Origin of the sequence: Tessaracoccus sp. (assembly GCF_016714275.1) — a bacterium.
Taxonomy (GTDB): domain Bacteria; phylum Actinomycetota; class Actinomycetes; order Propionibacteriales; family Propionibacteriaceae; genus Arachnia.
Genome location: NZ_JADJNP010000002.1, coordinates 585998 through 610489, shown reverse-complemented (window position 1 = coordinate 610489; position 24492 = coordinate 585998). Strand labels below are relative to the sequence as shown.

At 70.5% G+C, this 24492-nt stretch carries 24 protein-coding genes; 18 read left to right on the top strand and 6 right to left on the bottom strand.

Annotated features, from left to right (window positions below; genetic code table 11):
• Positions 1 to 8: 8 nt before the first annotated feature.
• The 4 genes from IPJ61_RS11490 to purE all read left to right on the top strand — a co-directional run bounded on the left by IPJ61_RS11490 (position 9) and on the right by purE (position 3090).
• On the top strand, positions 9 to 800 hold the full coding sequence (locus IPJ61_RS11490) for a biotin--[acetyl-CoA-carboxylase] ligase (protein WP_297107253.1): 792 nt from the start codon (positions 9 to 11) through the stop codon (positions 798 to 800).
• Between the two features lie 98 nt (positions 801 to 898).
• Positions 899 to 1411, top strand: coding sequence for a PH domain-containing protein (locus tag IPJ61_RS11485; protein ID WP_297107251.1), 513 nt, complete (start codon positions 899 to 901; stop codon positions 1409 to 1411).
• A gap of 25 nt (positions 1412 to 1436) precedes the next feature.
• Complete coding sequence (locus tag IPJ61_RS11480; RefSeq protein ID WP_297107248.1) at positions 1437 to 2597, top strand: 5-(carboxyamino)imidazole ribonucleotide synthase; 1161 nt, start codon at positions 1437 to 1439, stop codon at positions 2595 to 2597.
• The gene (gene purE, locus IPJ61_RS11475; protein ID WP_297107244.1) at positions 2590 to 3090 is read left to right on the top strand and encodes a 5-(carboxyamino)imidazole ribonucleotide mutase; all 501 of its coding nucleotides are present in this window, start codon (positions 2590 to 2592) and stop codon (positions 3088 to 3090) included. The genes IPJ61_RS11480 and purE overlap by 8 nt, the downstream gene beginning before the upstream one ends.
• On the opposite strand, the gene IPJ61_RS11470 is transcribed toward purE, so the two are convergent.
• A complete protein-coding gene (locus IPJ61_RS11470; protein WP_297107241.1) occupies positions 3083 to 4582 on the bottom strand; it encodes a DUF3352 domain-containing protein in 1500 nt (499 codons plus the stop codon). The two genes, purE and IPJ61_RS11470, sit on opposite strands and share 8 nt — an antisense overlap.
• 131 nt (positions 4583 to 4713) lie before the next feature.
• Positions 4714 to 5976 carry an LCP family protein gene (locus tag IPJ61_RS11465; protein WP_297107238.1) on the bottom strand — a complete coding sequence of 421 codons (1263 nt, stop codon included), beginning with the start codon at positions 5974 to 5976 and terminating at the stop codon, positions 4714 to 4716.
• 124 nt (positions 5977 to 6100) lie between these two features.
• Here IPJ61_RS11465 and IPJ61_RS11460 point away from each other — a divergent pair, with 124 nt between their 5' ends.
• Both IPJ61_RS11460 and IPJ61_RS11455 read left to right on the top strand, forming a co-directional pair.
• On the top strand, positions 6101 to 7585 hold the full coding sequence (locus IPJ61_RS11460) for an LCP family protein (protein WP_297107235.1): 1485 nt from the start codon (positions 6101 to 6103) through the stop codon (positions 7583 to 7585).
• Between the two features lie 105 nt (positions 7586 to 7690).
• On the top strand, positions 7691 to 8638 hold the full coding sequence (locus IPJ61_RS11455; protein ID WP_297108164.1) for a glycosyltransferase family 2 protein: 948 nt from the start codon (positions 7691 to 7693) through the stop codon (positions 8636 to 8638).
• 5 nt (positions 8639 to 8643) lie between these two features.
• Here the strand turns inward: IPJ61_RS11455 and IPJ61_RS11450 are convergent, their stop codons facing one another.
• Positions 8644 to 9321: a TIGR03089 family protein gene (locus tag IPJ61_RS11450; RefSeq protein WP_297107232.1), complete on the bottom strand. Its 678-nt coding sequence runs from the start codon at positions 9319 to 9321 to the stop codon at positions 8644 to 8646.
• Between the two features lie 238 nt (positions 9322 to 9559).
• Here IPJ61_RS11450 and IPJ61_RS11445 point away from each other — a divergent pair, with 238 nt between their 5' ends.
• The 4 genes from IPJ61_RS11445 (at position 9560) to IPJ61_RS11430 (ending at position 15277) form a co-directional block, all read left to right on the top strand.
• Positions 9560 to 10639 carry a mannose-1-phosphate guanylyltransferase gene (locus IPJ61_RS11445; RefSeq protein ID WP_297107229.1) on the top strand — a complete coding sequence of 360 codons (1080 nt, stop codon included), beginning with the start codon at positions 9560 to 9562 and terminating at the stop codon, positions 10637 to 10639.
• Positions 10640 to 10687: 48 nt separating this feature from the next.
• Entirely contained in the window at positions 10688 to 10942 is a 255-nt protein-coding gene (locus IPJ61_RS11440) for a WhiB family transcriptional regulator (protein WP_459251281.1), read from the top strand.
• Between the two features lie 127 nt (positions 10943 to 11069).
• Positions 11070 to 14039, top strand: coding sequence for a glycosyltransferase (locus tag IPJ61_RS11435; protein WP_297107223.1), 2970 nt, complete (start codon positions 11070 to 11072; stop codon positions 14037 to 14039).
• Positions 14036 to 15277 (top strand): DUF5719 family protein, encoded by a 1242-nt coding sequence (locus IPJ61_RS11430; RefSeq protein WP_297107220.1) that lies wholly within the window; start codon positions 14036 to 14038, stop codon positions 15275 to 15277. The genes IPJ61_RS11435 and IPJ61_RS11430 overlap by 4 nt, the downstream gene beginning before the upstream one ends.
• On the opposite strand, the gene IPJ61_RS11425 is transcribed toward IPJ61_RS11430, so the two are convergent.
• Positions 15274 to 15705, bottom strand: a complete 432-nt coding sequence (locus IPJ61_RS11425) for a metallopeptidase family protein (RefSeq protein WP_297107216.1) — start codon at positions 15703 to 15705, stop codon at positions 15274 to 15276. The genes IPJ61_RS11430 and IPJ61_RS11425 overlap by 4 nt on opposite strands.
• Here IPJ61_RS11425 and IPJ61_RS11420 point away from each other — a divergent pair.
• The 6 genes from IPJ61_RS11420 to ahcY all read left to right on the top strand — a co-directional run bounded on the left by IPJ61_RS11420 (position 15699) and on the right by ahcY (position 20719).
• Entirely contained in the window at positions 15699 to 16094 is a 396-nt protein-coding gene (locus IPJ61_RS11420) for a DUF3499 domain-containing protein (RefSeq protein WP_297107213.1), read from the top strand. The genes IPJ61_RS11425 and IPJ61_RS11420 overlap by 7 nt on opposite strands.
• Before the next feature lie 9 nt (positions 16095 to 16103).
• Positions 16104 to 17483, top strand: coding sequence for a phosphohexomutase domain-containing protein (locus tag IPJ61_RS11415; protein ID WP_297107210.1), 1380 nt, complete (start codon positions 16104 to 16106; stop codon positions 17481 to 17483).
• Positions 17476 to 17667 (top strand): Trm112 family protein, encoded by a 192-nt coding sequence (locus IPJ61_RS11410; protein WP_297107208.1) that lies wholly within the window; start codon positions 17476 to 17478, stop codon positions 17665 to 17667. Before IPJ61_RS11415 ends, IPJ61_RS11410 begins: the two co-directional genes overlap by 8 nt.
• Positions 17664 to 18686 (top strand): phosphoheptose isomerase family protein, encoded by a 1023-nt coding sequence (locus tag IPJ61_RS11405; protein WP_297107204.1) that lies wholly within the window; start codon positions 17664 to 17666, stop codon positions 18684 to 18686. Before IPJ61_RS11410 ends, IPJ61_RS11405 begins: the two co-directional genes overlap by 4 nt.
• Positions 18687 to 18841: 155 nt before the next feature.
• Positions 18842 to 19273 (top strand): type II 3-dehydroquinate dehydratase, encoded by a 432-nt coding sequence (locus IPJ61_RS11400; protein WP_297107199.1) that lies wholly within the window; start codon positions 18842 to 18844, stop codon positions 19271 to 19273.
• 9 nt (positions 19274 to 19282) lie between these two features.
• Positions 19283 to 20719, top strand: a complete 1437-nt coding sequence (gene ahcY / locus IPJ61_RS11395; RefSeq protein WP_297107196.1) for an adenosylhomocysteinase — start codon at positions 19283 to 19285, stop codon at positions 20717 to 20719.
• A 1-nt stretch (position 20720) separates the two neighbouring features.
• Here ahcY and IPJ61_RS11390 read toward each other — a convergent pair whose 3' ends face one another.
• On the bottom strand, positions 20721 to 20963 hold the full coding sequence (locus IPJ61_RS11390; RefSeq protein WP_297107192.1) for a DUF3039 domain-containing protein: 243 nt from the start codon (positions 20961 to 20963) through the stop codon (positions 20721 to 20723).
• A 68-nt stretch (positions 20964 to 21031) separates the two neighbouring features.
• On the opposite strand from IPJ61_RS11390, the gene IPJ61_RS11385 reads away from it, so the two are divergent.
• Both IPJ61_RS11385 and IPJ61_RS11380 read left to right on the top strand, forming a co-directional pair.
• Complete coding sequence (locus IPJ61_RS11385; protein WP_297107189.1) at positions 21032 to 22366, top strand: MFS transporter; 1335 nt, start codon at positions 21032 to 21034, stop codon at positions 22364 to 22366.
• Between the two features lie 32 nt (positions 22367 to 22398).
• On the top strand, positions 22399 to 22659 hold the full coding sequence (locus IPJ61_RS11380) for a metal-sensitive transcriptional regulator (protein ID WP_297107186.1): 261 nt from the start codon (positions 22399 to 22401) through the stop codon (positions 22657 to 22659).
• A 139-nt stretch (positions 22660 to 22798) separates the two neighbouring features.
• Here the strand turns inward: IPJ61_RS11380 and IPJ61_RS11375 are convergent, their stop codons facing one another.
• A complete protein-coding gene (locus tag IPJ61_RS11375) occupies positions 22799 to 24421 on the bottom strand; it encodes an FAD-dependent oxidoreductase (protein ID WP_297107183.1) in 1623 nt (540 codons plus the stop codon).
• Positions 24422 to 24492: the final 71 nt, after the last annotated feature.

The window sequence follows — 24492 nt, the reverse complement described above, 5'->3', positions numbered from 1 at the left end:
CCGTGATCGTGAGCACCCAACCGCCCGACGCCGACCGCATCGCCTCCCTGCTGGGGGCGTCGACGCCGTGGCGCGACGTCAGCGTCGTGCCCACCACCGGGTCCACCAACGCCGACCTCGGCGCGCGCGCACGCGCAGGTGAGGCCGAAGGCGCCGTGCTCGTCTCGATGGAGCAAACGGCGGGCCGCGGACGGCTGGACCGCACCTGGGCGAGCCCGCAGGGCTCCTCGATCGCGATGTCGGTCCTCCTCCGCCCGCGGCCTGCGTTCCCGCAGTGGGGATGGCTGTCCATCCTGGCGGGGATGGCGGTGTCGTCGGCCCTCGCCGAGTTGGCGCCGAACCCGGACGACGTCACCCTGAAGTGGCCCAACGATGTGCTGATCGGCGGGCGGAAGGTCTGCGGCATCCTGTCCGAGCGGATCGAGCGTCCTGGCGGCGCGGTCGCCGTCGTGGGCATGGGCATCAACGTGTCGCTGACCGCGGACGAGCTTCCGGTTCCCACGGCCACCTCGCTGGCTTTGGAGGGGTTCCCGCTCGACCAGAGCGCGATCGTCGCGGGCGTGCTGAACCATTTCGCGCGCTGGTATGAGGCGTGGACCGCGCGGGGAAACCTGCGCGCCGAGTACGTGGAGCGTTGCGCGTCGATCGGCGCGGACCTCGCCGTCCGCCTCGACGGCGAGCCCCCCGTCCACGGCATCGGCCGCGGCGTCGACCAGTATGGGCGCCTGGAAGTGGCAACCCCCGACGGCGTGCGCGCCTTCGCCGTCGGTGATGTGGTCCACGCCCGCCTCGGCTCTTAGGAGGGAGATGTTTGTTGATAGACCAACGAACATCTCCCTCCTAAGGGCTGCGCCCGAGATCGGTCTGTCCGCGGGGCGCGCCGTGGAAGACTGGGTGCATGGCGATCAGCAGGGACCAATTGGGCAGCGACGAAGAGGTCATCGTCGAGATGCGCACGCACGGCAAGGCGCTCATCGTGCCGGTAATCAGCCTTTTCGCGCTGGCCTCGGTCGTCGGCGTCGCCATCGCGTTGTTTCCGCCGGAGTGGCAGCCGTGGGCCAACTACGCCGCCGCCGGGGTCGCGCTCATCCTCTTCATCTGGCTCGTCCTGCTGCCGTTCCTGCGCTGGGTGACGTCCACCTACACCATCACGGATCGGCGCATCATCACCCGCAAGGGCATCATCAACAAGGTCGGGCATGACCTGCCGCTGCGCCGCATCAACAACGTGAACTACGAACGTTCGCTCACCGACAGGATGCTGGGCTGCGGCACCCTCATCCTCGAGACCGCGGCCGGCCAACCCCTTATCCTGCACGATGTGCCGAAGGTCGAGCGGGTGCATGTCGCCATCACGGAGCTGTTGTTCGCCGACGACCGCGACAACGACCGCCGCGAGCTGGGGGAGTAGCGCGCCCACCCGTTAGGCTGCACCCGTGACAAGGCGCTACCGAGTGGGCATTGCGGGAGGCGGGCAGCTCGCCCGCATGATGCATCAGGCGGCGATCCCGCTGGGGATCGACGTACGGCTGCTGGCCGAGGGCCCGGACGTATCCGCCGCCCAGGTCATCCCGGACACCATCGTCGGCGACTACCGCGAGCTCGACATGTTGCGCCGCTTCGCCGACGGCTGTGACGCCATCACGTTCGACCATGAGCACGTGCCCACCAAGTACCTCGAAGAGCTCGGCGAGTTCGCGGTAGTGAGGCCCGGACCCACCGCCCTGGTCTACGCGCAGGACAAGGCCGACATGCGCGAGTACCTCAGCGACTTCGGTGTCTCCTGCCCTGTCTTCGCGGTGTGCGACGACGCCTCCCAGGCCATCGCTTTCGGCGAGGAGCAGGGCTGGCCGATCATCCTCAAGACCTCGCGCGGCGGCTACGACGGCAAGGGCGTGTGGAAGGTCGACGGACCCGATGAGATCCTTGAGGTCTTCGCGAACAAGCCGACGGTGTCGGCGGGGGAGCGGGTGCGCATCGTCGCCGAGGAGTTCATCGACTTCGTGCGCGAACTGTCCGCGCTCGTGGTGCGCGCTCCGTCGGGCCAGGTCGTCGCCTACCCGATCAGCCAGACCACGCAGGAGAACGGGATCTGCGTCGAGACCGTCACCCCCGCACCTGGGCTGGACGAGGAGCGCGCCGCGGAGTTGCAGGTGATGGCGATCAACGTCGCCACGGAGCTGGGTGTCGTCGGGGTGCTTGCGGTGGAGCTGATGGAGGCGCGCGACGGCCGCATCGTCGTCAACGAGCTGGCGATGCGCCCGCACAACACCGGCCACTGGAGCATCGACGGCGCCGTCACCAGCCAGTTTGAGAACCACATCCGCGCCGTGCTCGACCTGCCGCTCGGCTCGCCGGAGCTGCGCGACGACGTCGTGGTGATGCGCAACGTGCTCGGAGGCGCGGAGCCGGATCTCACCGGCGCGCTCCAGCACGTGTTCGCCCGCGACCGCGCGGTCCACGTCCACCTCTACGGCAAGACCGTCGTGCCTGGCAGGAAGGTCGGCCACGTCACCTGCACCGGCACCGATGTCGACGACGTCCTGCGCCGCGCCCGGCACGCTGCCGGCTACCTGATGGGAGACCCCGATGCCTGATGCCCCCCTCGTCTCGATCGTCATGGGGTCGGACTCTGACTGGCCGACGATGAAGGCAGCCGCCGATGCGCTGGCTGAGTTCGGCGTCGCCTTCGAGGCCGACGTCGTGTCCGCGCACCGCATGCCGGAGGACATGGTCCGGTTCGGTCGCGAGGCCCACGAGCGCGGCATCAAGGCGATCATCGCCGGGGCCGGCGGCGCGGCCCACTTGCCGGGCATGCTGGCGGCGCTCACGCCGCTCCCGGTGATCGGGGTGCCCGTGGCGCTGAAGTACCTGGACGGCATGGATTCGCTGCTGTCGATCGTGCAGATGCCGGCGGGCGTCCCCGTCGCGACGGTCGCGATCGGGAACGCCCGCAATGCCGGCCTGCTCGCAGTGCGCATCCTCGCCGCGAGCGACGCCGCCCTCCTGGAGCGCATGCTGGACTTCCAAGAGGAGTTGCGCGACGCCGCCCACGCCAAGGGCGCGATCGTGCGTGGCGCCGTTACCTGAACGCGACCCGGATGAGGGTCTCCGATTCGCCCGGGCCGGTGAGAGTGGCCGTCACGCCGAGGGCAGCGAACGGGCTCAGCAAGTCGGCGTCCTGGCCAAGCACTTCCGCGACCTCGGGCAGGTTCTGAAGCGCCGCCAGGTTTGCGAACAGCGCCATCTGGGCGCTGCCGTCGATGACCTTTTCGAACGACTCGACATCGCGGAGCCGGGTGGCCGGGTTCGTCACCTGGTCGACTCCCTGGCCGACGGCGACGATGCCGAGGCCGTCGACCTGCTCGACGGCGATCCCTTCGCCGAGGACCTGGGAGAGGCCGGCCAAGAGTTCCTGCTGGCGCGCGGGAGCATCCGACTGGAGCTTCGCGCCCACTACCGGCTGTCCGGACTGGAGGGCAAAGGTGAGCCCCCAACGGGAACCGAGCAGCGCGTACAGATCGGTGGCGTTCGTGATGCCGAGTTCGGCGAAAGCGTCGTAGATCTGCGTGAACTCGGGCATCTGCTTCAGCTGCTCCCAGTTCTGCTCCATAGCCTCTTCGGTGGCGCCGCCCGCGACGGCGATGAGCGAGTTCCCATCGAACTCCGGGAAGAAGTCGGAGACATCGGCGGCCTCTGGCTGATCCGGCGCATTGGGCACGACGGCGCGTGCCTTCATCCGAAGCAGGTCTTCGCTCACTTGCAGCGCCATGGCGCTCCGCATGCCGCGCATCACCTCGAGGCTCTCGGCGGGCGTTCCCGGAGCGACAGCCTCTGCGTTGCTGATGATCATGTCGGCGAAGGCCGGCGAGGTCCATGCGGTTGCCAGGTGCGTACCGGTGAGCTTGGCGATGTCGGCCTTGTAGTCGGCGTTGTCGGCGACCGACGAGCCCTTGATGGCGGCCTCCGTCAGGCCCGAGTCGGTGGGGGAGAGGACCATCACGTCGTCGACGAAGAACACCTGCGCGTCGCCGGTGCCCTCCTTCTTGACGAAGGCCTCGGCCTTCGCCTTGTCGGTGACGTGGATCGCGAAGACTGGCTCGGGCAGGGCGGGGTCGTCGCCGGCCAGCAAACCGATGGCGGCGGAGTCACCGAGCCACGGCTTGATCTCGGCGTAGTCGGGCTTGTCGTCGGCATCCGGGATGAGCTCCCAGAGCGCCTCCTTGAAGTCGGTGGTCTCCTTGACCTCGACCTGCGGGAACTTCGCCGCGATGTTCTTGAGCGCGAGCTGGTCGGCGGCCGCGGGGTTGAGGTTCAGCTCGAACACCATCGCGGCGGTGCCGGGGATCCCCTTCGCGGCGACCGCGGTCCCGCCGCGCAGCAGGTTCATCGCGAGGAGCGCGCCGCCGACGACCAGCGCCAGCGCGACCACGCCCGCGACGATCGCGGGGGTCTTCGACTTTTTCTTGGGCTCCTCGACAGGCAGGTACGCCTGATGCGGGTCGGCTGCGCTGGGCGCGCCGCCCACTGATTCCTGGCCAGCCGTGACGAAGTCCGGCTGGTCCGCGGGGCTCTGGGACACGATCATCTCCTTGATGGGGGGTATCGCGCCCTAGTGTATGTGGGCATCTTGAACGCATTGCGCCCGGCCCGCCGAGCCGCCGCGCGCGGGGCTGTGGCTAGGCGTGACGCGTGGCCTTGTCCGCGGAGCCCCTACTTGCGGTACTTCTCGAGCGGCGCGGTGTCGCCGTCGGCGATCGCGGCGAACACGGCGCTGGATGCCTCCTCGTCCCAGATCATGGTGGATCCGACGTCGGTCATCCGGTTGGCGTCGGCGATGGGAACGGTCATCGAGATGCCCTTACCCGCCATCACGCTCATGAACCCCAGGCCCACCTGGCCGAGCTCCCAGAGTCCGGTGCCCTCGCCGCGGCCGAGCGACGTGGCCGCGGCCTGGTTCACGTTCCAGTAGCGGACGGGGTTGAGGACGGTCGCCGGGCTGACAACGCTCTTCATGATGGCGCCGATGACCTCGCGTTGGCGCTCCATCCGGCCAAGGTCGCCGCGCGGATCGCCCTTGCGCATCCGGACGTAGCCGAGCGCGGTCACCCCGTCGACGGTCTGGCAGCCCTCGCCGAGCTTCAGGTGTGAGTCGCGGTCGTCGATGTCGAAGGCGGGGCACACCTCGATGCCACCGACGGCATCGACCATGTCGACGATCCCGAGGAAGCCGATCTCGAGGTAGCCGTCGACGCGGATGCCCGTGTTCGCCTCGATGGTCTCGACCAGCAGCGGTGCCCCGCCGAACGCATAGGCGGCGTTGAGCTTGTTCTTCTTGCGGCCCGGGATGCTGACCAGAGAGTCGCGGGGGAGGGAGAGGAGCACGGGATCTCCGCTCGTCGGGAGGTGCAGCAGCATCATGGTGTCCGTGCGGCGCCCCTCGGTGCTGCCCGTCCCGAGGCGCTTGCGCTCCTCCTTGGTGAGGTCCTCGCGGGCGTCCGAGCCGACAAGCAGGAACGTGCTGCCGGGTTGCGCCGGGAGCTGTTCGGCCGGGAACGCGTCGACGGTGTCGGACGTGCTCAGCGCATAGACGGGGGTGCCGATGAGGAAGACGAGCCAGGCGAGCACCAGCGCGATGACCGTCCTGAGGACGGGACGGCGGCGCTTCCGCTTCCTGGGCTGGTTCACCGACGACGCAGGCGGCGTGGGAGGGCGTCCGGCCGGGGGAGCGGTCTGCGTGCGCGGAGCCTGACCTTGGGGCGCGTACGGCGCCCGGGCCTGCTGCTGCGGGTATGACGATTGCCCCGATGCCGGCCAGCCGCCGGGCTCCTGTGGAGTCGGCTGGGGACGCGGGCCGGGCGCGGCGGCTTGCGGCCTCGTGGGCGGGTCGGTGACAGGCGGCATCACGCGCGTGTGTTCGAGCTGCTCCTCGTCGCGACGATAGAGCCAGTCGAGATCCCTGTTGTTGTCCGACATCGCGTCTCCCTCCGGCACGCAAGACTACGTCGGGTCCGCAAACCCGGACGGCGTCGGCGTGGCCTCCCGGGACCGTGGGGTGTGTGCGTGACACTGAGGTCGAACGTCGAAAGGGGAGCCGACCGTGCCCTCAGCCATGCCGGACACCGCCGAACAGGTGCAGGTGCGTCGCGCCGTCGGGTTCATCCTGATGTCCGCGCTGATGCCGGGCTCGGTGCAGTCGTTCGCCGGGAACCGGCCGATCGGACGCCTGGCGCTGAGGGTGTTCGGCACCGTCGCGGTACTCGTCATCCTCGTCATCGTCGGGTTGCTCGCCGCCCGCAGCTTCACCATCGGAGTCCTGCTCACGCCCCTTGTCGCGGCGACGTTGCGCGTGGCCGTGTGGGTGCTGTTCGGCGCGTGGCTGCTACTGCTGCTCGACTCCTGGCGGCTTGCGCGCCCGCTCCGGCTGGAGCGCAAGCCCCGGCTTGGACTCTCGGTCTTCGCCCTCGTGGCCGCGCTCCTGGCCGGGCTCCTCACGTCGGCGGCGGCGTCGGCCTTCACCGGCGCGGCCAACCTCGGCGGGGTGCTCAGCGGCGGGGGCGACACCAAGGCCAAGGACGGCCGCTACAACGTGCTGCTGCTCGGAGCCGACGCCGCTGCCCACCGCGAGGGGCTTCGGCCCGACTCTATCAACGTCGCCTCCATCGACGCCGCTACCGGCAGGACCGTGCTGTTCGGGCTCCCGCGCAACATGCAGCGCGTACCGTTCCCGACGTCGTCACCGCTCCACGCGCTCTACCCGGACGGATTCGTCTGCGACAACGGCGAGTGCATGCTCAACGGCATCTACACGCTGGGCGAGGACCACGCAGACCTGTACCCGGGCAAGGACGCGGGACTCACCGTCATCAAGGAGGCGGTCTCCGAGACCCTCGGCCTCGAGCTCAACTACTACGCCATGGTCGACATGGGCGGCTTCGAGGCGCTGATCGACGCCATGGGCGGCATCCGGCTCGACATCGCGAAACCCATCCCGATCGGCGGCGTGAGCACGAAGATCAAGGGCTACATCGAGCCGGGCAAGAACGTGCACCTCGACGGCTACCACGCCCTGTGGTTTGCCCGGTCGCGCGCGGAGAGCAGCGACTACGAGCGTATGGTCCGGCAGAAGTGCGTGATGTCGGCGATGGCGCAGCAACTGGACCCGATGACGGTCGCCACCAAGTTCGGCGAGCTGTCCGAGGCGGGCAAGGACCTGCTGCGCACCGACCTCGGCCGCGGCGAGGCCTACGAGCTGGCGGAGCTGGCGCTCAAGGCGAAGGGGCTGAAGGTGTCGTCGGTGAACTTCGCGCCGCCGCTGATCGTCTCCGCGCACCCCGACTTCGCGCTCGTCCGCGAGACGGTGAAGACGAAGATCGAGCAGTCCGAGGCGAAGGACAAGGCAAAGGCCGAGGGCGACAAGAAGGCCTCCGCCGCGCCCACCGACAAGGCCACCGGGGGAGCGGATCCGGAGCCCACGACGTCGATGAGGCCCAGCTCTGACCCGACGCCGAAGGAGTCGCAGGCGGCGCAGGAACCCTACACGGAGACCGAGGACCTCGACGCGGTCTGCACGGTCAGCAGCTAGTGGTCTGTCGCACCTTTAGGCGCGGCAGACCACTAGCTGCAACACTGTGACATCGTCCGTGTGCAACAAAAGGAGACCGCGGTGCAGGCTGGCGTCAGCGTGATCATGCCGGTGCTGAACGAGGAGCGGCACCTTGAGGCGGCCGTCGCGGGCGTCCTGAGTCAGAGATACGACGGCGAACTCGAACTCCTTCTCGCGGTCGCCCCGAGCAAGGACCGCACCCGCGAGATCGCCGACCAGTTGGCCGTCGAGGATCCCCGGATCGTCGTGCTGGACAACCCCGCCAGTGCCACCCCGTCTGGGCTGAACGTCTGCATCGCCGCGGCGCGGTTCGACGTCATCGTTCGCGTCGACGGCCACAACGAGCTGAGCGAGGGGTACATCGCGACGGCCGTGCGGCTGCTGGAGGAGACGGGCGCCGCGAACGTCGGCGGTCTGATGGATGCTCAGGGGTACACGCCGCTCTCGGAGGCGGTCGCGGCAGGCTACAACTCGACCTTCGGGCTCGGCGGCGGCGGATTCCACCTGGCGAAGACTCCCGCCGGCCCCGCCGACACCGTCTTCCTCGGCGTCTTCCGCAAGGACGCGCTGCAGGCCATCGGCGGGTTCGACGAGTCGCTGCACCGCGCACAGGACTGGGAACTCAACTACCGGCTGCGCCAGGCCGGCCACCTCGTCTACTTCTCGCCCGAGTTGCGGGTCACCTACCGCCCGCGCGACAGCGTCGGCGACCTCGCCCGGCAGCTCTACCGCACCGGCCAATGGCGCCGCGAGGTCATCCGGCGCCATGCCGACACGGCGTCGCCGCGGTACCTCGCCCCGCCGGTCACGGTCATCGGGCTTGTCGTCGGCCTGATCGGCGGGACGCTCGGACTTCTGCTGCGCAATCCCTGGTTGGTTGCGCTCTTCGCCGCCCCCGCCGTCTACTTAGCGTTCCTCGCCTTCGCGACCGCCACGACGCGCGGGCTCAGCCCCGCGGCCCGGCTGCGCTTCCCGATCGTGCTGACCGTGATGCACATCTCCTGGGGACTCGGGTTCTTGCGCGGACTCTGAGCGGGTCAGCGAGCGGTGGCGCGCTCGCTGACGGCGAGCGCGTCCAGACCCTCGGCGTCGTAGCCGACGGCGACGACGGTGGACCCGTCGCCCAGGACCGGCGCGACCAACGCCTGCGCCACCGTCTCCCAACCAGGGGCAGGGTCGGGCAGCAGCAGCCGCGTGTCGCGCGACTCCACGCTCCTTGAGCCGGACCTCCGGCGCGAAGCGCCTGGGTCCGTGTCGAAAGGAAGAGACCCCGCCTCTGGCGCCTCGTCGTGGGCGTCGGGTTGGACGAACACCTCTGCGTAGTCGACGACGCCCGGAATGGGCGGGCGGAACCCCAGGCCCAGCGGATGCAGCGAACAGGCGACGGTCAGCTCGGCGCGGCGGTCGTCGTCGGGACCGACGACCAGCAGGCCGGCCCCGGTCGTCGTCAGATTCACGGGACAGCCTCGCTGCCACGCGGCGGCGATCCACACCAGCGTCACCCAGTGTGCGGGGTGCGCCTCGGCGAGCGCGACGTCGATCGGCTCTCCGTCGTCGTGGCCGAGGTCGACGATCAGGTTGGCGGTCTTGTCCACCCAGTTCGCGAAGGTGACGGCGCTCAGTTCGGTGCGGGCGCCGTCGGCGGCCGAGTAGTAGGTGAGCAGGGGCTGCGCGCCGCGGCGGGCCACGCGCCGGGCGAGGGAGCGGGTGAACATGCTCCGGATGCTACTCGGGAGACGATTCCGCGAGACGCGACGGCGCCATGCGCCGGACCACTAGTGGCCCGTCGCACCTAAATGCGCGGGTACGCGGCGCCATGCGGGCGATTGACGTCGTTGTCGTCGGTCGACGTAGTGCCCCGCTATGACTCCCTCCTCCGCCTTGTCACTCATCCCGCCTGACGCCGCGTCCTGATCCGCACCTTTAGGTGCGACAGACCACTAGTGTCCTGCCATGCGTTACGTGGTGATCATGGCCGGTGGCTCGGGCACGCGGCTGTGGCCGCTCTCGCGCCAGGGGCGCCCCAAGCAGCTGCTGGAGCTCTTTGAGGGCAAGTCCCTGCTGCGGCTGGCCTTTGAGCGCCTCGACGGGCTCGTCGACGCCGACCGGGTACTCGTCTGCACCGGCCGCGCCTACACCGACGACGTTGCCCGGCAGCTTCCCGAGCTGCCTGCGGCCAACATCCTCGGTGAGCCAGAAGGGCGCGACTCGCTGAACGCTGTCGCCTGGTCAGCTGCCGAGGTCGACCATCGCGACCCCGGAGCGGTGGTCGCGATGGTCACCGCCGACCACGTCATCTCGCCGGTCGACGAGTTCCAGCGCACGCTCCGGACCGCGTTCGCGGTGGCGGAGGCGCGCCCGAAGGCCCTCGTCACGCTCGGCGTGGTCCCGACGTCACCCCACACCGGCTACGGCTATCTGCATCGCGGCGATCCGCTGCCCGGGTTCCCCGGCCTGCACCGCGTGGCGGAGTTCCGGGAGAAGCCGCCGAGGGACGTCGCCGAATCCTACCTCGCCACGGGCGAGTACTGGTGGAACGCGGGCATGTTCGTCTGGCGGGCGGCGACGCTCCTGAGTCAACTCGACCAGCTGCTGCCGGACACGGCGGACGCGGTCCGCGAGATCGCCGCGCACCCTGTCCTCCTCGACTCCCTCTTCCCGACGCTGACCAAGATCTCCGTCGACTACGCCGTCATGGAGCCAGCCTCCCGCGGGGAGACCGACGCCGAAGTCGTCACCGTGCCGCTTGCCGTCGACTGGCGCGACGTCGGCGGCTATCTTGCGCTGTCCGAGGTGCTCGGCAGCGACGTAGCGGGCAATGCCGTCGACGGGCCGGTGGTGACCCTCGACGCGAGCGGCTGCGTGCTGATCAACGCCGTGGGTGAGGGTCACGTGGTGGCGGCGCTCGGACTCACCGACTGCCTCGTGGTCGCCACGCCGACGGCGACGCTGGCCGCCCCACTTGCCGAAGCGGAGCGGGTCAGGGAGCTCGTCGCGCTCGTGCGCGAGCAGCGCGGCGCGCTGTTTTCTTGACCCTGAATCACTCCTGTGTAATTCTGGCTGGCGATGGAAGGTGGGGTCGTGGACGACAATCTGTTCGAGCTGTTCGATGACGGCGCGTACGCCTGGCAGGCCGAAGCGCTCTGCGCACAGACCGACCCCGAAGCCTTCTTCCCCGAAAAGGGCGGCTCCACCCGCGAAGCCAAGCGCGTATGCCAGAACTGCACCGTGCGCACCGAGTGCCTCGAGTACGCCCTCGCCCAGGACGAAAGATTCGGCATCTGGGGCGGCCTCTCCGAGCGGGAGCGTCGCAAGCTGAAGCGCGCCGCGGGGTAGTTTCCCGGCGACTTTTCCCGACGGTTCCCGGTGGTAGGGTCGGTGGCCTGTCGCACCTGAAGGTGCGGATCAGGACGGGGCGTCAGGCGTGCGACGGCCACGAAGCTCGACTCTCTTGGGAGGACCGGTGACCGACGAACCCCAACACGGGCATTTCGACGACGACCTCTGGTCGTGGATCGGCCAGGAGGAGTCCGACGAGGAGCTTCCCGAGATCGATCCGGCCTCTGTCACGGCCGTCATGGTCGTGTGTGGGGCGGACGAATGGCTCCCGCGGCAGTTGCTGAGCCTCGCCGGTCTCGCGCCACGGCCCGGCCGGCTGGTGGTCATCGACGCCGGATCGTCCGCTGAGGCGCGCGCCCTGCTGGTCCGCGCCCTGGACGAGGGCGTGTTCGACGAGCTGATCGAGGGGGAGGGGACCTCGTTCGGAGCCGCCGTGAACCTGGCCCTCGGCGACGCCGAGCCCGAGTGGATCTGGCTCCTCCACGACGACTCAGCGCCCCGTCGCGACACCCTTGCGCATCTGCTCGACGGCGCCCGGCGCGCCGACGTCGTCGTCCCGAAGCTGCTCGAACCGAAGCGCCGCAACTACCCGGAGACCATCTCCGAGGCCGGCCAGGCCATCACGGCGGGTGGCATCCGCGTGCCGCTGGTCGAGGAGGGCGACGTAGACCAGGGCCAGACCGAGGCACGCGACGTGCTGGGAGCCTCGACCGCGGGCCTGCTGGTGCGCGGCGACACCTGGCGCGAGCTGGGTGGTCTCGCGCCCGAGGTGCCGCGGCACCGCGACGGCGTCGACCTGGGGTGGCGCGCGAACGCGCACGGGTTCCGCGTGCTGACGTGGCCCGCAGCTTCGCTGCATCACCTGCGCGCGGGCCGGACAGGGGCGCGCGCCGCTGGCGACCACCCGCACGTCGCGGACCGGCTGGCCGCGCTGCGGATCGCCGGCTCGCGTGGGGCGAGCGGCTTCGGTCTGGGCGCGGCGACGCTCGCCCGGACGGTCGGCTTCCTTTTCGCGAAGGCCCCCGGGCACGCGAAGGCGGAGCTGTCGGCCTGGCGTCGGTACCGAGCCACCCCAGAGGAGACGGCCGCGCTGCGCGCGCGGCTGCCCGCGGAGGACATGACGCCCGACGACCTGCTGCCCAGCCGCTTCTGGCCTGTGCGCCACGCCGTCGACCGTTTCGGCGCGGGCATCGCGGAACGCTACCGCGGCCTTTCCGAGTCGTCGGTGGACACCTCCATCGACGAGCTGACGAGCGACGAGTTCGGCGCCACCGCGCCGCGGGCCACGATCTCGCCGGTCACGATCCTTGTGGTGGGCCTGATCGTCGCCTGCCTCGTCGCAGGGCGCACCCTGCTCGGCGCGGGACCGGTCTCCGGCGGCGGGCTGCTCGCGGCACCGCCGTCGCTGGGCGCCGCATGGCAGGCGTACCTCACCGGCTCGGCACCGTGGTTAGGGTTCTCGGCGGCGGCCTCGCTGCTCGGGCTCGGCAGCCCCGGCTGGTTCGCCTTCTTGGCACTGGTGCTTGTACCGGTGCTTGCCGGGCTGTCCGCCCTCGCGCTGCTGCGTCGGCTCCGCGTCCGTGCGTCCGTCGCGGCGGCCGCGAGCGCGGCCTGGGCCGCGGGGACCGTCCTGCTCGGGGTGGTCTCGGCGGGCGATGTGTCCGGGATGATCCTCGCCACCGCCGGGCCGCTGCTCGTGCGCTCGATCCATTCCGTGATGGTCAACGACGCCGGGGGCGCCGAGCGCCTCCGCGCCCCGGCGGGCGCCGCGTTCTGGCTGCTGGTGACTGCCTCTGCCTGGCCCGTGCTGCTGCTCGGCGCGACGGTCGCCGCCGTCATCCTGGCCGTGCGGCGGCGCTCCCGCGCGGTCGAGGCCGCGCTCGTCGTCGCGCCCGTTTGGTTGTTCTTCGTCCCTTGGCTGCCAACGCTCGCGCGCGATCCCGGCCGCCTGCTGACCGGGGCCGACCCCTTGGCCTGGCCGGACTATCCACCGGCATCGTACGCGGTGCTCCTCGGCCGGATCCTGCCGTCGGGGCTCCCGGTCTGGGCCAACGCTGCCTTCTTCGCCGTCGTCGGCTTGGTCTCGCTGCTGGCGATCGCCGGGCTGCGCCGCCGGGATTGGCTGCTCAGCTTCGGGTGGATCGGCGCGCCGCTGGTGACCGGGATCGTGCTGTCCCGGCTCGTGGTGCCGGTCGATGGCTCAGTCGTGCGGCCGCTGCTGTCACCGTGGGCGCTGCTCGTTCTCGCCGCCCTGCTCGCGCCCGTCGTCCGCCGCGCGAACGACGGCACGTTCCTGCGTGGCCGGGCGACCGTTGCATTGGGTCTCGTCGCCGCGCTGACCTTCGGCGTGTGGGGTTGGGTCGGCTTCGCGGGCCCGGTCCGGTCGACGCCCAGCGTGCTGCCCGGATACGTCCGCGACGTCCTGCGATCGCCGCGCGACACCCGCGCGATGCTCATCGACCTCAGCGTCCCGCAACGCGTGACCTGGAGCGTCGTCGACGCCCGCCAGCCGCAGTGGGGGACGGGTGAGCGCAACCCGGTCGGCTCCTTCGCGCCGCACCTGGGCGCCGTCGCCGAGGCCATCGCCTCGGGCAACCCGCCCGGCGACCTCGCCGAGCGCTTCCGCGCGATGGGCGTCTCGCACCTGTGGGTGCGCGGCCTCGATGCCGAGCGCCAGGCGGCCCTCGACAACCTGGAGTCCATGGTGCCGGCGCCGGCCGACGACCAGACGACGGTGTGGACGGTCAGCGGGCTGGTCTCGCGCGTCACGACCACCGCGGGCGACCCGGTAGCCACCGGCACGGTGCCCGCCGGCGCGGGCGGACTCGTGCTCGCCGACGCCGCCGGCGCGGCTTGGACGGCGACGCTGGACGGGCGCGCGTTGCCGCGGGCCGCGGATGTCCCCGTTCCGCTCCTCGGCGGCGAGACCGTCGTCGCCTTCGGGCCCATTCCGGCAGGCGGCGGGGTGCTCTCCGTGCAGCCGGCTGAGCGGTGGGGCCAGTCCGCCTGGCACGCGGTGCTGCTCGCCGCGCTGGTCACCCTCGCCGCGCCCACCTTGGGCGGGGCCGCGGTCGCACGAAGGGGACACGAATGATTCGCCGCGTCGCGCTCACCGTCCTTGCCTTCGTCGTGCTTGCCGGGTTGGCTGCCGGCGTGTCCCTGATCGCCCCCGAGCGCCGGCCCGCGTCCGCGGCCGTTGAGCTGCCGCGCACGTCCAGCGTCACCTGTGGCGTTGCGGGCGAAGTGTTCGCCGTCGCCGACTCCGCGTTCACGTCGCGCGCCCTGACCGGCGAGGCTGGGCCGAAGGGCACTTCGCCCTTCGGTGCGCCCATCGACGGCCCCACGGTGCTGACGACGGACGGGCGGGCAGCCGCGGGCGTGCTCACGCCGGACGACGCCCGCACGTTCCTGCCCTGTGCCGCGCCGTCGAGCTCCGGCGTCCTCCTCGTCCCCGACCCCGCCGAGCGGGAGCTGCTCCTGATCAACCCGGACGCGGGCGAGGCCATCGTCGACCTCACGCTGCTCGGCCCCAACGGCGAGGTCACCGCCGTCGGCGCCCGCGGCATCGCGCTCGGCCCGGGCGCCAGCCGTCGGGTCGCGCTGTCGGTGTTGGCGCCCGAGGGCCCGGTCGGCGTGGCTGTCGAGGCCAGCGTCGGGCGGGTGTCGGCCCTCGCCGTCGCTCTTGAGGGCCGGGGCACGCGCCTCGCTGTTCCCGCGGCCCCGGCGGTGGAGGCGGTCATCGCGGGCATTCCGGGCGGGGTGTCGTCGCCGAAGCTCCTGATCAGCAACCCCGGCGTTGACCGTGTGACGGTCACCGTCGCCGCCCTCGGCGAGACCGGCTCCTACGAGCCTGCCTCCGCAGCGGGTCACACCGTCGCGCCGTTGAGCACGATCGAACTCGACCTTGCCGACGACTTGGGGGGTGAGCCCAGCGCGCTGCGCATCACGGCCGACGGCGAGGTGGCGGCCGCCGTCGTGCTCGACACGCTCGAGGGCCCGCCCACGACGCTGACCGGCGGCGCGGAGTCGACGGAGCTCGCCGGCTACGGCCCGCCAGGCGGCGAACTCCAGCTGAGCAACCCCGGCGCTGCCGACGTGACCGCGCGGCTGATTGGTGCGACGGTGCGCGACGTCACGGTGCCCGCGGGCGCCACCGTCGGTGTCAAGGTCGCGCAGACCGACCGCGCCGCCGTCGCTGTCGAGGCGTCAGGACCGCTTGTCGGCGCGCTGGTCTCCCCGGGAGAGAAGGGCATCGCGGTGGCGCCGCTCGGCATCATCGGCACCACGGAAAACGACGGCGCCCTCTCAGTCGTCGACCCGAACCTCCGCTAATCGTCCCAACCGGGATCCCCGCCGAGGTCCTCGATGGACCGTCCGGTCAACGCGCTGAGCTGTTCGACGATGGTCTGGTGGACGAGGTCGCTGAGATCGCGGCGCGACATCGCGCGGTGCTCCAGCGGGCGCTGGAACAAGACGATCTGCGCCTTCCTTCCGCGGCTGGGCTCCAGCGCGGCGGAGAGGGGGACGCGGTCCCCGGACCACGCGACGTTCAGGTGCGGGACCTCCTCGACGCCTACCACGATCCCGTTGAGGGCGTCGGGGGCAGCGTCGGCGATGTCGGCCATCGCGGCGGTGACGCACGAGTTGAAGAAGGCGACCCTGTTGGGCCGGCTGAGCGGCACGGGGCGGCCCGTGAACCGGTTCGGACCGGCGAGGGGGCCGCGGATACCGCGCCCATGTCGGTCTCGTCTGCGTGGCATGCGGCCACTCTAGTGGCGCATCGGTTAGGTTGCCTCTCGTGCGCAGCTGCTCCCGAACCGCGTGTTCCGCCCCCGCGGTGGCGACCATGACGTACGCCTACACCGACCGGGCGGCGGTCCTTGGCCCGTTGTCGCCGGCGCCAGAGCCGGGCGCGTACGATCTCTGCCCCCGTCACGCGGAGCGCACAAGCGCTCCCCAGGGATGGCAGGTGCTGCGGCTCCCGTTCGACGGCGTGCCGGCGCCGTCAGAGCCGGCCACCGACGACCTTATGGCACTTGCCGACGCCGTCCGCGCGATCGGCCTACGCCACGACGACCCGGTCCCCGCGCCGCCCGATCCCTCCCCGACGACCCGCGGCGGTCACCTGCGCCTCGTGACCGGGGGGTAAGTTAGCCCGGTGCTGCACCCAAGGATCTTCAAGGCCAACGACATCCGCGGCGTCGTCGTGGGCGACGACCCGGAGTGGGACCTCGACGGCGCTCGGGCGCTCGGGATGGCGTTCGTCGCTCTCACAGGGGCCGACGAGTTCGTCCTCGGCCGCGACATGCGGGTCCTCGGGCGGGAGTTGTCCCTGGCCTTCGTCGACGGCGCCCGGCGCGCCGGGGCCTCGGTCGTCGACATCGGGCTCGCGTCCACGGATCAGCTGTGGTTCGCGTCCGGCTGGTTGGGTCTCCCGGGCGTGCAGTTCACCGCGAGCCACAACCCGGCCGAGTACAACGGCGTCAAGTTCTGCCTCGCCGACGCCGCGCCCGTGGCTGCGGACTTCACCCTCCGCCTGCGCGACCTCGCCGCGACGGTCGAGCTGGGCGACGACGTCGTTGGCGGCTACTGCCAGCTCGACGCGCTCGACGCGTACGCGGACAAGCTGGGCGACCTTGTGCCGCAGCGCGGCGAGCGACCGCTCACCGTCGTGATCGACGCCGGCAACGGCATGGCCGGGCATACTGCGCTCAGCGTGCTTTCGGGGCGGGAGCTGGACATCGTCGGGCTGTATCTCGAACTCGACGGCTCCTTCCCGAACCATCCGGCCAACCCGTTGGTGCCGGAGAACCTGATCGACGCGCAGCGTGCGGTGCGCGATAACGGCGCCGACATCGGGCTGGTCTTCGACGGGGACGCGGACCGGTGCTTCATCGTTGACGAGCGCGGCGACGTCGTAGACCCTTCGGTGATCACCGCGATGATCGCGGTCGCGGAACTGGAGAAACATCCGGGCTCGTGGATCGTGACGAACACCATCACGTCGCGCTGCGTCGCGGAGGCCGTCGAGGCGCGCGGCGGCAGGATCGCTGTCTCCCGCGTGGGACATACGGCGGTGAAGGCGACGATGGCCGAGCTCGGCGCGGTGTTCGGCGGCGAGCATTCGGCGCACTACTACTTCCGCGACTTCTGGTCGGCCGACACGGGCATGCTCGCGGCCCTGCACGTGCTGGAGCTGTTGCGCGCGTCGGGCCGGCCGCTGTCCGAGCTGGCCGCGGTCTATGACGGCTATGCGCGCTCTGGGGAGCTGAACTCGACGGTCGACGACGCGTCCGTCTGTATGGAGGCCGTGGCCGCGCTCTTCGCAGGGCGGGGCGAGGTCACCTGGGACGACGGCCTGCTCGTCCGCGACGCCGCCGCGGGCTGGTGGGTGAGCCTGCGCCCGAGCAACACCGAGCCGCTGCTCCGCCTGAACGTCGAGGCCCGCGACGGCGCCACGATGCGCGCCCTCCGCGACGAGGCTCTGGCGGCAATCGCGCTAGGCTCGGAGAGACATCCGAGGAGGAACCATGGCTGACGATCAGTTGAACCTGTCGCCCGAGTTCTTGGCGATCGCGGCGTGCCCGTCGTGCCACGCGAAGTTCGCCGTCGACTATGACGCGAAGGAGCTGGTCTGCACCAACCAGGCGTGTGGCCTGGCGTATCCGGTGCGCGACCAGATTCCCGTCCTGCTGATCGACCAGGCCCGCAGCACGCTGTGAGCGGCCCGGCGTTCGACGATGCGCGCCTGGAGTCGCCCGACCTGGCGTGGAACGAGTCGCTGCGGCGGCTCGCGACGACGGGCGCCCGGATTCGGCGCGCGGCGCTCAGCCAGCCGCTGGGCTATGCGGAGCGCGGTGACCGTCCCCGCGGCATCCTGGTCCTCGGCCACGAGGCGCGGCTGGTGCGCGCGGTGCTCGAACCCGCTTGTCCGGTCCCGTTCATGGCATGGCCGGGTCCTGGCCTTCCCGCGTGGGTCGGTCCGCTGGACCTCGCCGTGGTCCTCGGCGGCTATGACTCGCCCGAGTGGGTTCTGCAGTGCACCGCCGAGGCCGCGCGCCGGGGCGCGTCGCTGATCGTGGCGGCGCCCGAGGACTCCTCGCTGGCCGATGCCGCCTCGTCGTCGGCGACGACCCTGATTCCTACACCCGAGGCCGATCCCATGGCGGCCGCTGTCGCCGTTCTCGCGCAGCTGGGTGCGCTCGGCCTCGGCCCGACGGTGCGGCCGGAGCATGTCGCCGATGCCGCGGACCTGGTGGCTGAGTCGTGCTCGCCGATGCGCGATCTGTCGGTGAACCCGGGGAAGATGCTCGCGCTCGAGTTGGCGGACTCTTTGCCGCTGATCTGGGGCGGCACGGTGCTGGCGAGCCGCGCGTCGCGCCGGATCGCGGAGGCGATGCGCCGCGCCTGCGGCCGTCCCGCGCTGGCCGCGGACGCCTCCGAGATCGAGACGCTGCTGCGGGCCACCCCGGCCCGCGACATGTTCGCCGATCCCTTCGACGGTGGTGCCGACGACGCCCGCCCCGCCCTCGTGCTCCTCGACGACGAACTCCTCCCTGACCGCCTCCGCGAGACCGCAGACACCCTGCGTCGCCTGGCCGACGGCGTCGGCGCCCGCGTCGCGCGCATCTCCTCGGGCGACGACGAGTTCGAGGCCGGCGACGTCGTCCGCTACGTGACCCTCCTCCAGAAGGGCCTGTACGGCGCTGCGTACTTGGAGATCGGCCTCACTGTCGGCTGATTTTTCGGGCCTCTACTCGACGAGGCGCACGGATCCAGCACTACCTGGCCGATCCGGGAGACACTCCTCCCAAATAGGCGAGTTACCGTCGGATTCGTGCGGCTGCCCGAGTAGCGGCGGTGAGTCAACCAGCCGAAGGCCCATAGACTGCCCGCATGAAGAAGGTCCTCGTCCTCAATGGTCCCAACATCGGGCGGCTGGGCACGCGCCAGCCTGAGGTGTATGGCGGCACGACGTACGCGCAGCTGGCCGAGCACCTGGTGGGCACAGGCAAGGGGCTGGGCCTCGACGTCGACGTGCGTCAGACCGAGCACGAGGGACAGATGATCGAGTGGCTGCACGAGGCCGCCGACACCGACGCCGATGTCGTCATCAACGCCGGGGCGTGGACGCACTACTCGTACGCGATCGCCGACGCCGCGGCTCTCGTCGGCCGCTACGTCGAGGTGCACATCTCGAACGTGCACGCGCGCGAGGAGTTCCGTACGCACAGCGTCTTGTCCGCGAAGGCGGCGGGCATCATCGTCGGCTGCGGCGTCGGAGGCTACGACCTGGCGCTCGCTCACCTGGCCTCGGCGGCTGCCTGAGAGAGGGGTATGGTTGCCCGCGTGGATTTTCGCGTAGCTGACCTGACCCTCGCCGACTTCGGGCGCAAGGAGATCGTGCTCGCCGAGCACGAGATGCCCGGCCTGATGGCGATGAGGGCGCGCTACGCCGACGCGCAGCCGCTGAAGGGTGCGCGGATCGCAGGCTCGCTGCACATGACCATCCAAACGGCGGTGTTGATCGAAACCCTGGTGGCGCTCGGCGCGGAGGTGCGGTGGGCGTCGTGCAACATCTTCTCGACGCAGGACCATGCCGCGGCGGCGATCGCCGTCGGCCCCGACGGCACCTCGGAGCACCCCCGCGGTGTGCCGGTGTTCGCGTGGAAGGGCGAGACGCTGGAGGAGTACTGGTGGTGCACCCGCCAGATCCTCGACTGGCCGGACGGCAGGCTCCCGAACATGATCCTCGACGACGGCGGTGACGCGACGCTGCTCGTCCACAAGGGTGTCGCGGCGCAGCGGGCGGGCGCGGCGCCGGAGGATACCGACGGCGACAGCCACGAGTTCCGCGTCATCAAGGCGCTGCTGCGCGAGACGTTCGGCGAGGTCGACTGGGAGGCTGTCGCGGCGTCGATCAAGGGCGTGACGGAGGAGACAACCACCGGCGTGCATCGCCTGTACGAGATGGCGCGCGAGGGCACACTCCTCTTCCCGGCGATCAACGTCAACGACTCGGTCACCAAGTCGAAGTTCGACAACAAGTACGGCTGCCGCCACTCGCTGATCGACGGCATCAACCGCGCCACCGACACGTTGATCGGCGGCAAGGTCGCGGTCGTGTGCGGCTACGGCGACGTCGGGAAGGGCTGTGCGGAGTCGCTGCGCGGGCAGGGCGCGCGCGTCATCGTCACGGAGATCGACCCCATCTGCGCGCTGCAGGCCGCGATGGACGGCTACCAGGTGGCCGCGCTGGACTCCGTCGTCGAGACCGCCGACATCTTCGTCACCACCACCGGCTGCTGCGATGTCATCACCAACGAGCAGATGGCGCGGATGAAGCACCAGGCGATCGTCGGCAACATCGGCCATTTCGACAACGAGCTGGACATGGCGGGCCTCGAGGCGCGCGCCGACGTGACGAAGATCGAGGTCAAGCCGCAGGTCCACGAGTGGCGATTCGCCGACGGCCACTCCATCATCGTGCTGTCCGAGGGCCGCCTGCTGAACCTGGGCAACGCCACCGGCCACCCGTCGTTCGTGATGAGCAACTCCTTCACCAACCAGGTGCTTGCGCAGCTGGAGCTGTTCACCAAGACCGACGAGTACCCGGTGGGCGTCTACGTGCTGCCGAAGCATCTGGACGAGGAGGTCGCACGTCTGCACCTGGCCGCGCTGGGCGTCGAGCTGAGCGTGCTGACCGACAAGCAGGCCGCATACTTGGGCGTCCCCGTCAAGGGCCCCTACAAGCCCGAGGCGTATAGGTACTGAACTACCGACCCGGGTTCAGGGACTCCCAGATCTCTTTGCAGTCCGGGCAGACGGGGAACTTGTCGGGGTTCTTGGTGGGGACCCAGACCTTGCCGCAGAGCGCGACGACGGGGGTGCCGTTGACCATGGCGGCCATCAGCTTGTCCTTGGGCACATAGTGCGAGAATCGGTCTTGGTCGCCGTCCTCGAACTGTTGCGTGCGCTCGTCGAGGACTGTCTGAGAGCCCGGTGCCAGTTCAGTCATGCAGGCATGATACGCGGCTGTTAACAGCCAGGGAAGGGAAAGAGTAAGTGCGAGGAAGCGGAAGGGGCGTGCTGATCGTCGGGATCATGCTCGCCGTGTTCTCCGTGGCGTTCCAGTCCATCGGGATCGCGACGGCGCTGCCGACGCTCATGGCGTCGTTCGGCGCGGAGTCGCTGTATCCGTGGGCGTTCACGACGATGGTTTCTGGCATGCTGGCGGCGACGATCGTCGCGGGGCGCATCGCCGACCAGCGCGGTCCCGCCATCCCGATGTACGTGGGCTTCGCACTGTTCGGGCTGGGGCTCGTGCTGGGTTGGCTCGCGCCGTCGGTGTGGGTGGTGCTGCTGGCTCGGGTGGTGCAGGGGCTGGGTGCGGGGGCGTTGAACCTGACGCTGGGCGTGACGGTCGCGCACGGGTTCTCGCCGCAGCAGCGGCCGAAGATCATGGCGCTGTTCTCGTTCTGCTGGCTGTTGCCTGCGTTCGTCGGGCCGCCGTTCGCGGCGTGGTTGACGCGCTACGACTGGCGTCTTGTGTTCGCGACGATGATCCCGCTCGTCGTGGTCGCGTTCCTGTTCACGCTGCCAGGGCTGCGGCAGGTGCAGGACGCGTTCCGGCCCGGGGAGGACGAGGTGAGTCCTGTCGCAGTGTTGCCGACGCTGGCGATCACGCTGGCGCCGTCGCTCATCCTGCTCGCGGGGCAGCCCATCGGCTGGTGGGCGCTGGTGACGGGTGTTGTCGGCGTCGTGGCGCTGGGTTGGGGCTTGCCGCGCATCCTCGCGCCCGCCGCGCGCGGTTTCGGCCCGGGCATCCCGAGCGTCGTGCTGACGAGGTCCTTCCAGGCGGGCGCGTTCTTCGCGGGCGAGACCATCCTGCTCGTGACGTTGCAGAAGCTGCGCGGCTACACGCCTGTCGAGGTGGGCTGGGCGCTCACCGTCGGCTCTATCGGCTGGACGGCCGGGTCGTGGTTGCAGTCGCAGCGCTGGGTGCGGGTGAGCAGGAACGCGTTCCTCACCGTCGGGGCGGTGCTGTCGGCGGTCGGCTTGGCCGGGCTTGTCGCGTTCGCCTGGTTCCCGCAGATCCCGCTCGGCGTCGGGCTGCTGTTGTGGGTGGTCGGCGGCGCGGGCATGGGCCTCGCGATGCCGAGTTCCGCCGTCGCCGTGATGAGCCTGTCGTCCAGGTATGAGCAGGGGCGCAACCAGTCGTCGATGCAGGTGGCGGAGTCGGTCGGCAACTCCGTGGTGACCGCGGTGGCCGGTGGCATCTACACCGCGCTCCTCCTTACGGAGCCCGAGAAGCTGTCCTATGTCGCGTCCCTGGGTGCCGCGACGCTCGTGGCCTTCGCCGCCGCGCTGGTCAGCCGCCGCGTCGGCCATATCCGCAACGAGCTGTTCACCGCTGGTTAGGGATACTCTTGGGGGTATCGAGAGGAGTGGCCATGCAGTTGGACCCGGAGCCGATGGAAGCGGTTGTCAAGCGCCTGAAGCGCGCGCAGGGGCAGATCGGCGGGATCATCCGCATGATCGAGGACGGCCGCGACTGCCAGGAGATCGTCGGCCAGATTGCCGCGGTGTCAAAGGCCGTCGATCGCGCGGGCTTCGCGACCATCTCGGTCGGCCTGAAGCAGTGTGTCCTCGACGGCGAGTCCGGCGAGCCGGACCTCGCCCAGATGGAGAAGCTGTTCCTGTCGCTGGCCTGAGCCAGATGGGGAGTTTGAGGGCAGGCCAAGCGGGTAGTCAGCATCTGTCGGGCGCGTGCACAAATCTGCGTGGGTTGCCTCACCTGTACCTATTGCACAGCTCGAGCAACCTACGCAGATATATGTGCACGATGGCGGCTCAGGCGGAGGTTCCAGCGGCCCAGGTTTTGTAGCCGCCGTCGAGGTTGACGGCGCGGCGGCCCGCCTGGGTGAGGATCCGGGCTGCGGTGTGGCCGCGGAGGCCGACGGCGCAGTGGACGATCAAGTCGCCGTCGGGCAGGGAGTCCAGATTGTCGCGGAGTTCGTCGAGCGGGACGTTGATCGCCCCGGGGATGACGGAGCCGCCGGCGCGCTCGCCTGGGTTGCGGACGTCGAGCAGCGTGGCGCCTGCCGTCAGCGCGGCGTCGAGCTCGTGCCACTGGATGGACTCGGTGACGCCTTCGCGGAGGTTCTCGCCGATGAAGCCGAGCATCGTGACGGGGTCCTTCGCCGAGCCGAACTGCGGCGCGTAGGCCAGCTCGAGGTGTGCGAGGTCTCTGGCCGTGATGCCACCCGCCATAGCGGTGGCGATGACATCGATGCGCTTGTCCACGCCGTCTCGGCCGACTCCCTGCGCGCCGAGGATGGCGTCGGTCTCAGGGTCGACCAGCAGCTTCAACGACATCTGTTCGGCACCGGGGTAGTAGCCCGCGTGCGACGACGGGTGCGTGTGGATGGCGCGGTAGGGACGGCCGGCGGCGCGGAGGCGCTTCTCGTTCCATCCCGTGGCCGCGGCCTGCAGCCCGAAGACGCCGACGATGGCGGTGCCCAGCACGGGACGGCCAGGGGCGCGTCGGCCGGCGATGTGGTCGGCGACGCGGCGGCCCTGCAGGTTGGCGGTGTTGGCCAGAGGCACGAGCACGTCGGAGCCGTCCAGCGCGTCGCGCTTCACAACGGCGTCGCCCACGGCGTAGACGTTCGGGTCCGAGGTGCGGCAGTGCTCGTCGACGACGATGCCGCCGCGCGCCGCGACGGCCAGACCAGCGGCGTCAGCGAGCGTGGTGTCGGGACGGACGCCGATGGCGGCGACGACGAGGTCGGCGGGGAGGCGCTCGCCGTCGCCGAGCACGACATGGTCCTCGCCGATCGCGGCGGCAGCGGCGCCGAGCCGCAGCTCGACCCCGTTTGCGCGCAGTTCGGTGTGGACGAGCGCGGCCAGCTCCGGGTCGATGGGCGCCATGACCTGGGGCATCGCCTCGACCAGCGTGACGTCCAGGCCGCGGTGGCGGAGGTTCTCGGCCATCTCCACGCCGATGAACCCGCCGCCGATGACGACGGCGCTCTTGGCGTCAGCGACGGCGGCCACGAGCGCGTCGGTGTCCTCGACGTCGCGCAGGCTGAGCGCGCGCTCGATGCCGGGGATCGGCGGGCGGACGGGCCGCGCGCCGGGGGAGAGGATCAGCTTGTCGTAGGGGAGGACGTGCTCGTCGCCGGTGGCCAGCGTGCGCACGGTGACGGTCTTGGCCGCGCGATCGATCGCGACCGCCTCGGTGCCGACGCGCACGTCGAGCCGGAAACGCGCAGCGAGCGACTCGGGCGTCTGCAGCAGCAGCGCCGAGCGCTCCTCGATCACGCCGCCGACGTGGTACGGCAGCCCACAGTTGGCGAACGACACGTATCCGCTGCGTTCCACGACGATGATCTCGGCGTTCTCGTCCAGCCGGCGAAGCCGGGTCGCCGCGCTCATCCCGCCGGCGACGCCTCCCACAATCACGATGCTCATGAGAGGAAGAATATACCCCCGAGGGTATATGTGTCACGTGCCGAGGTGTGGGCAGTGGTGTCCCCCGCATA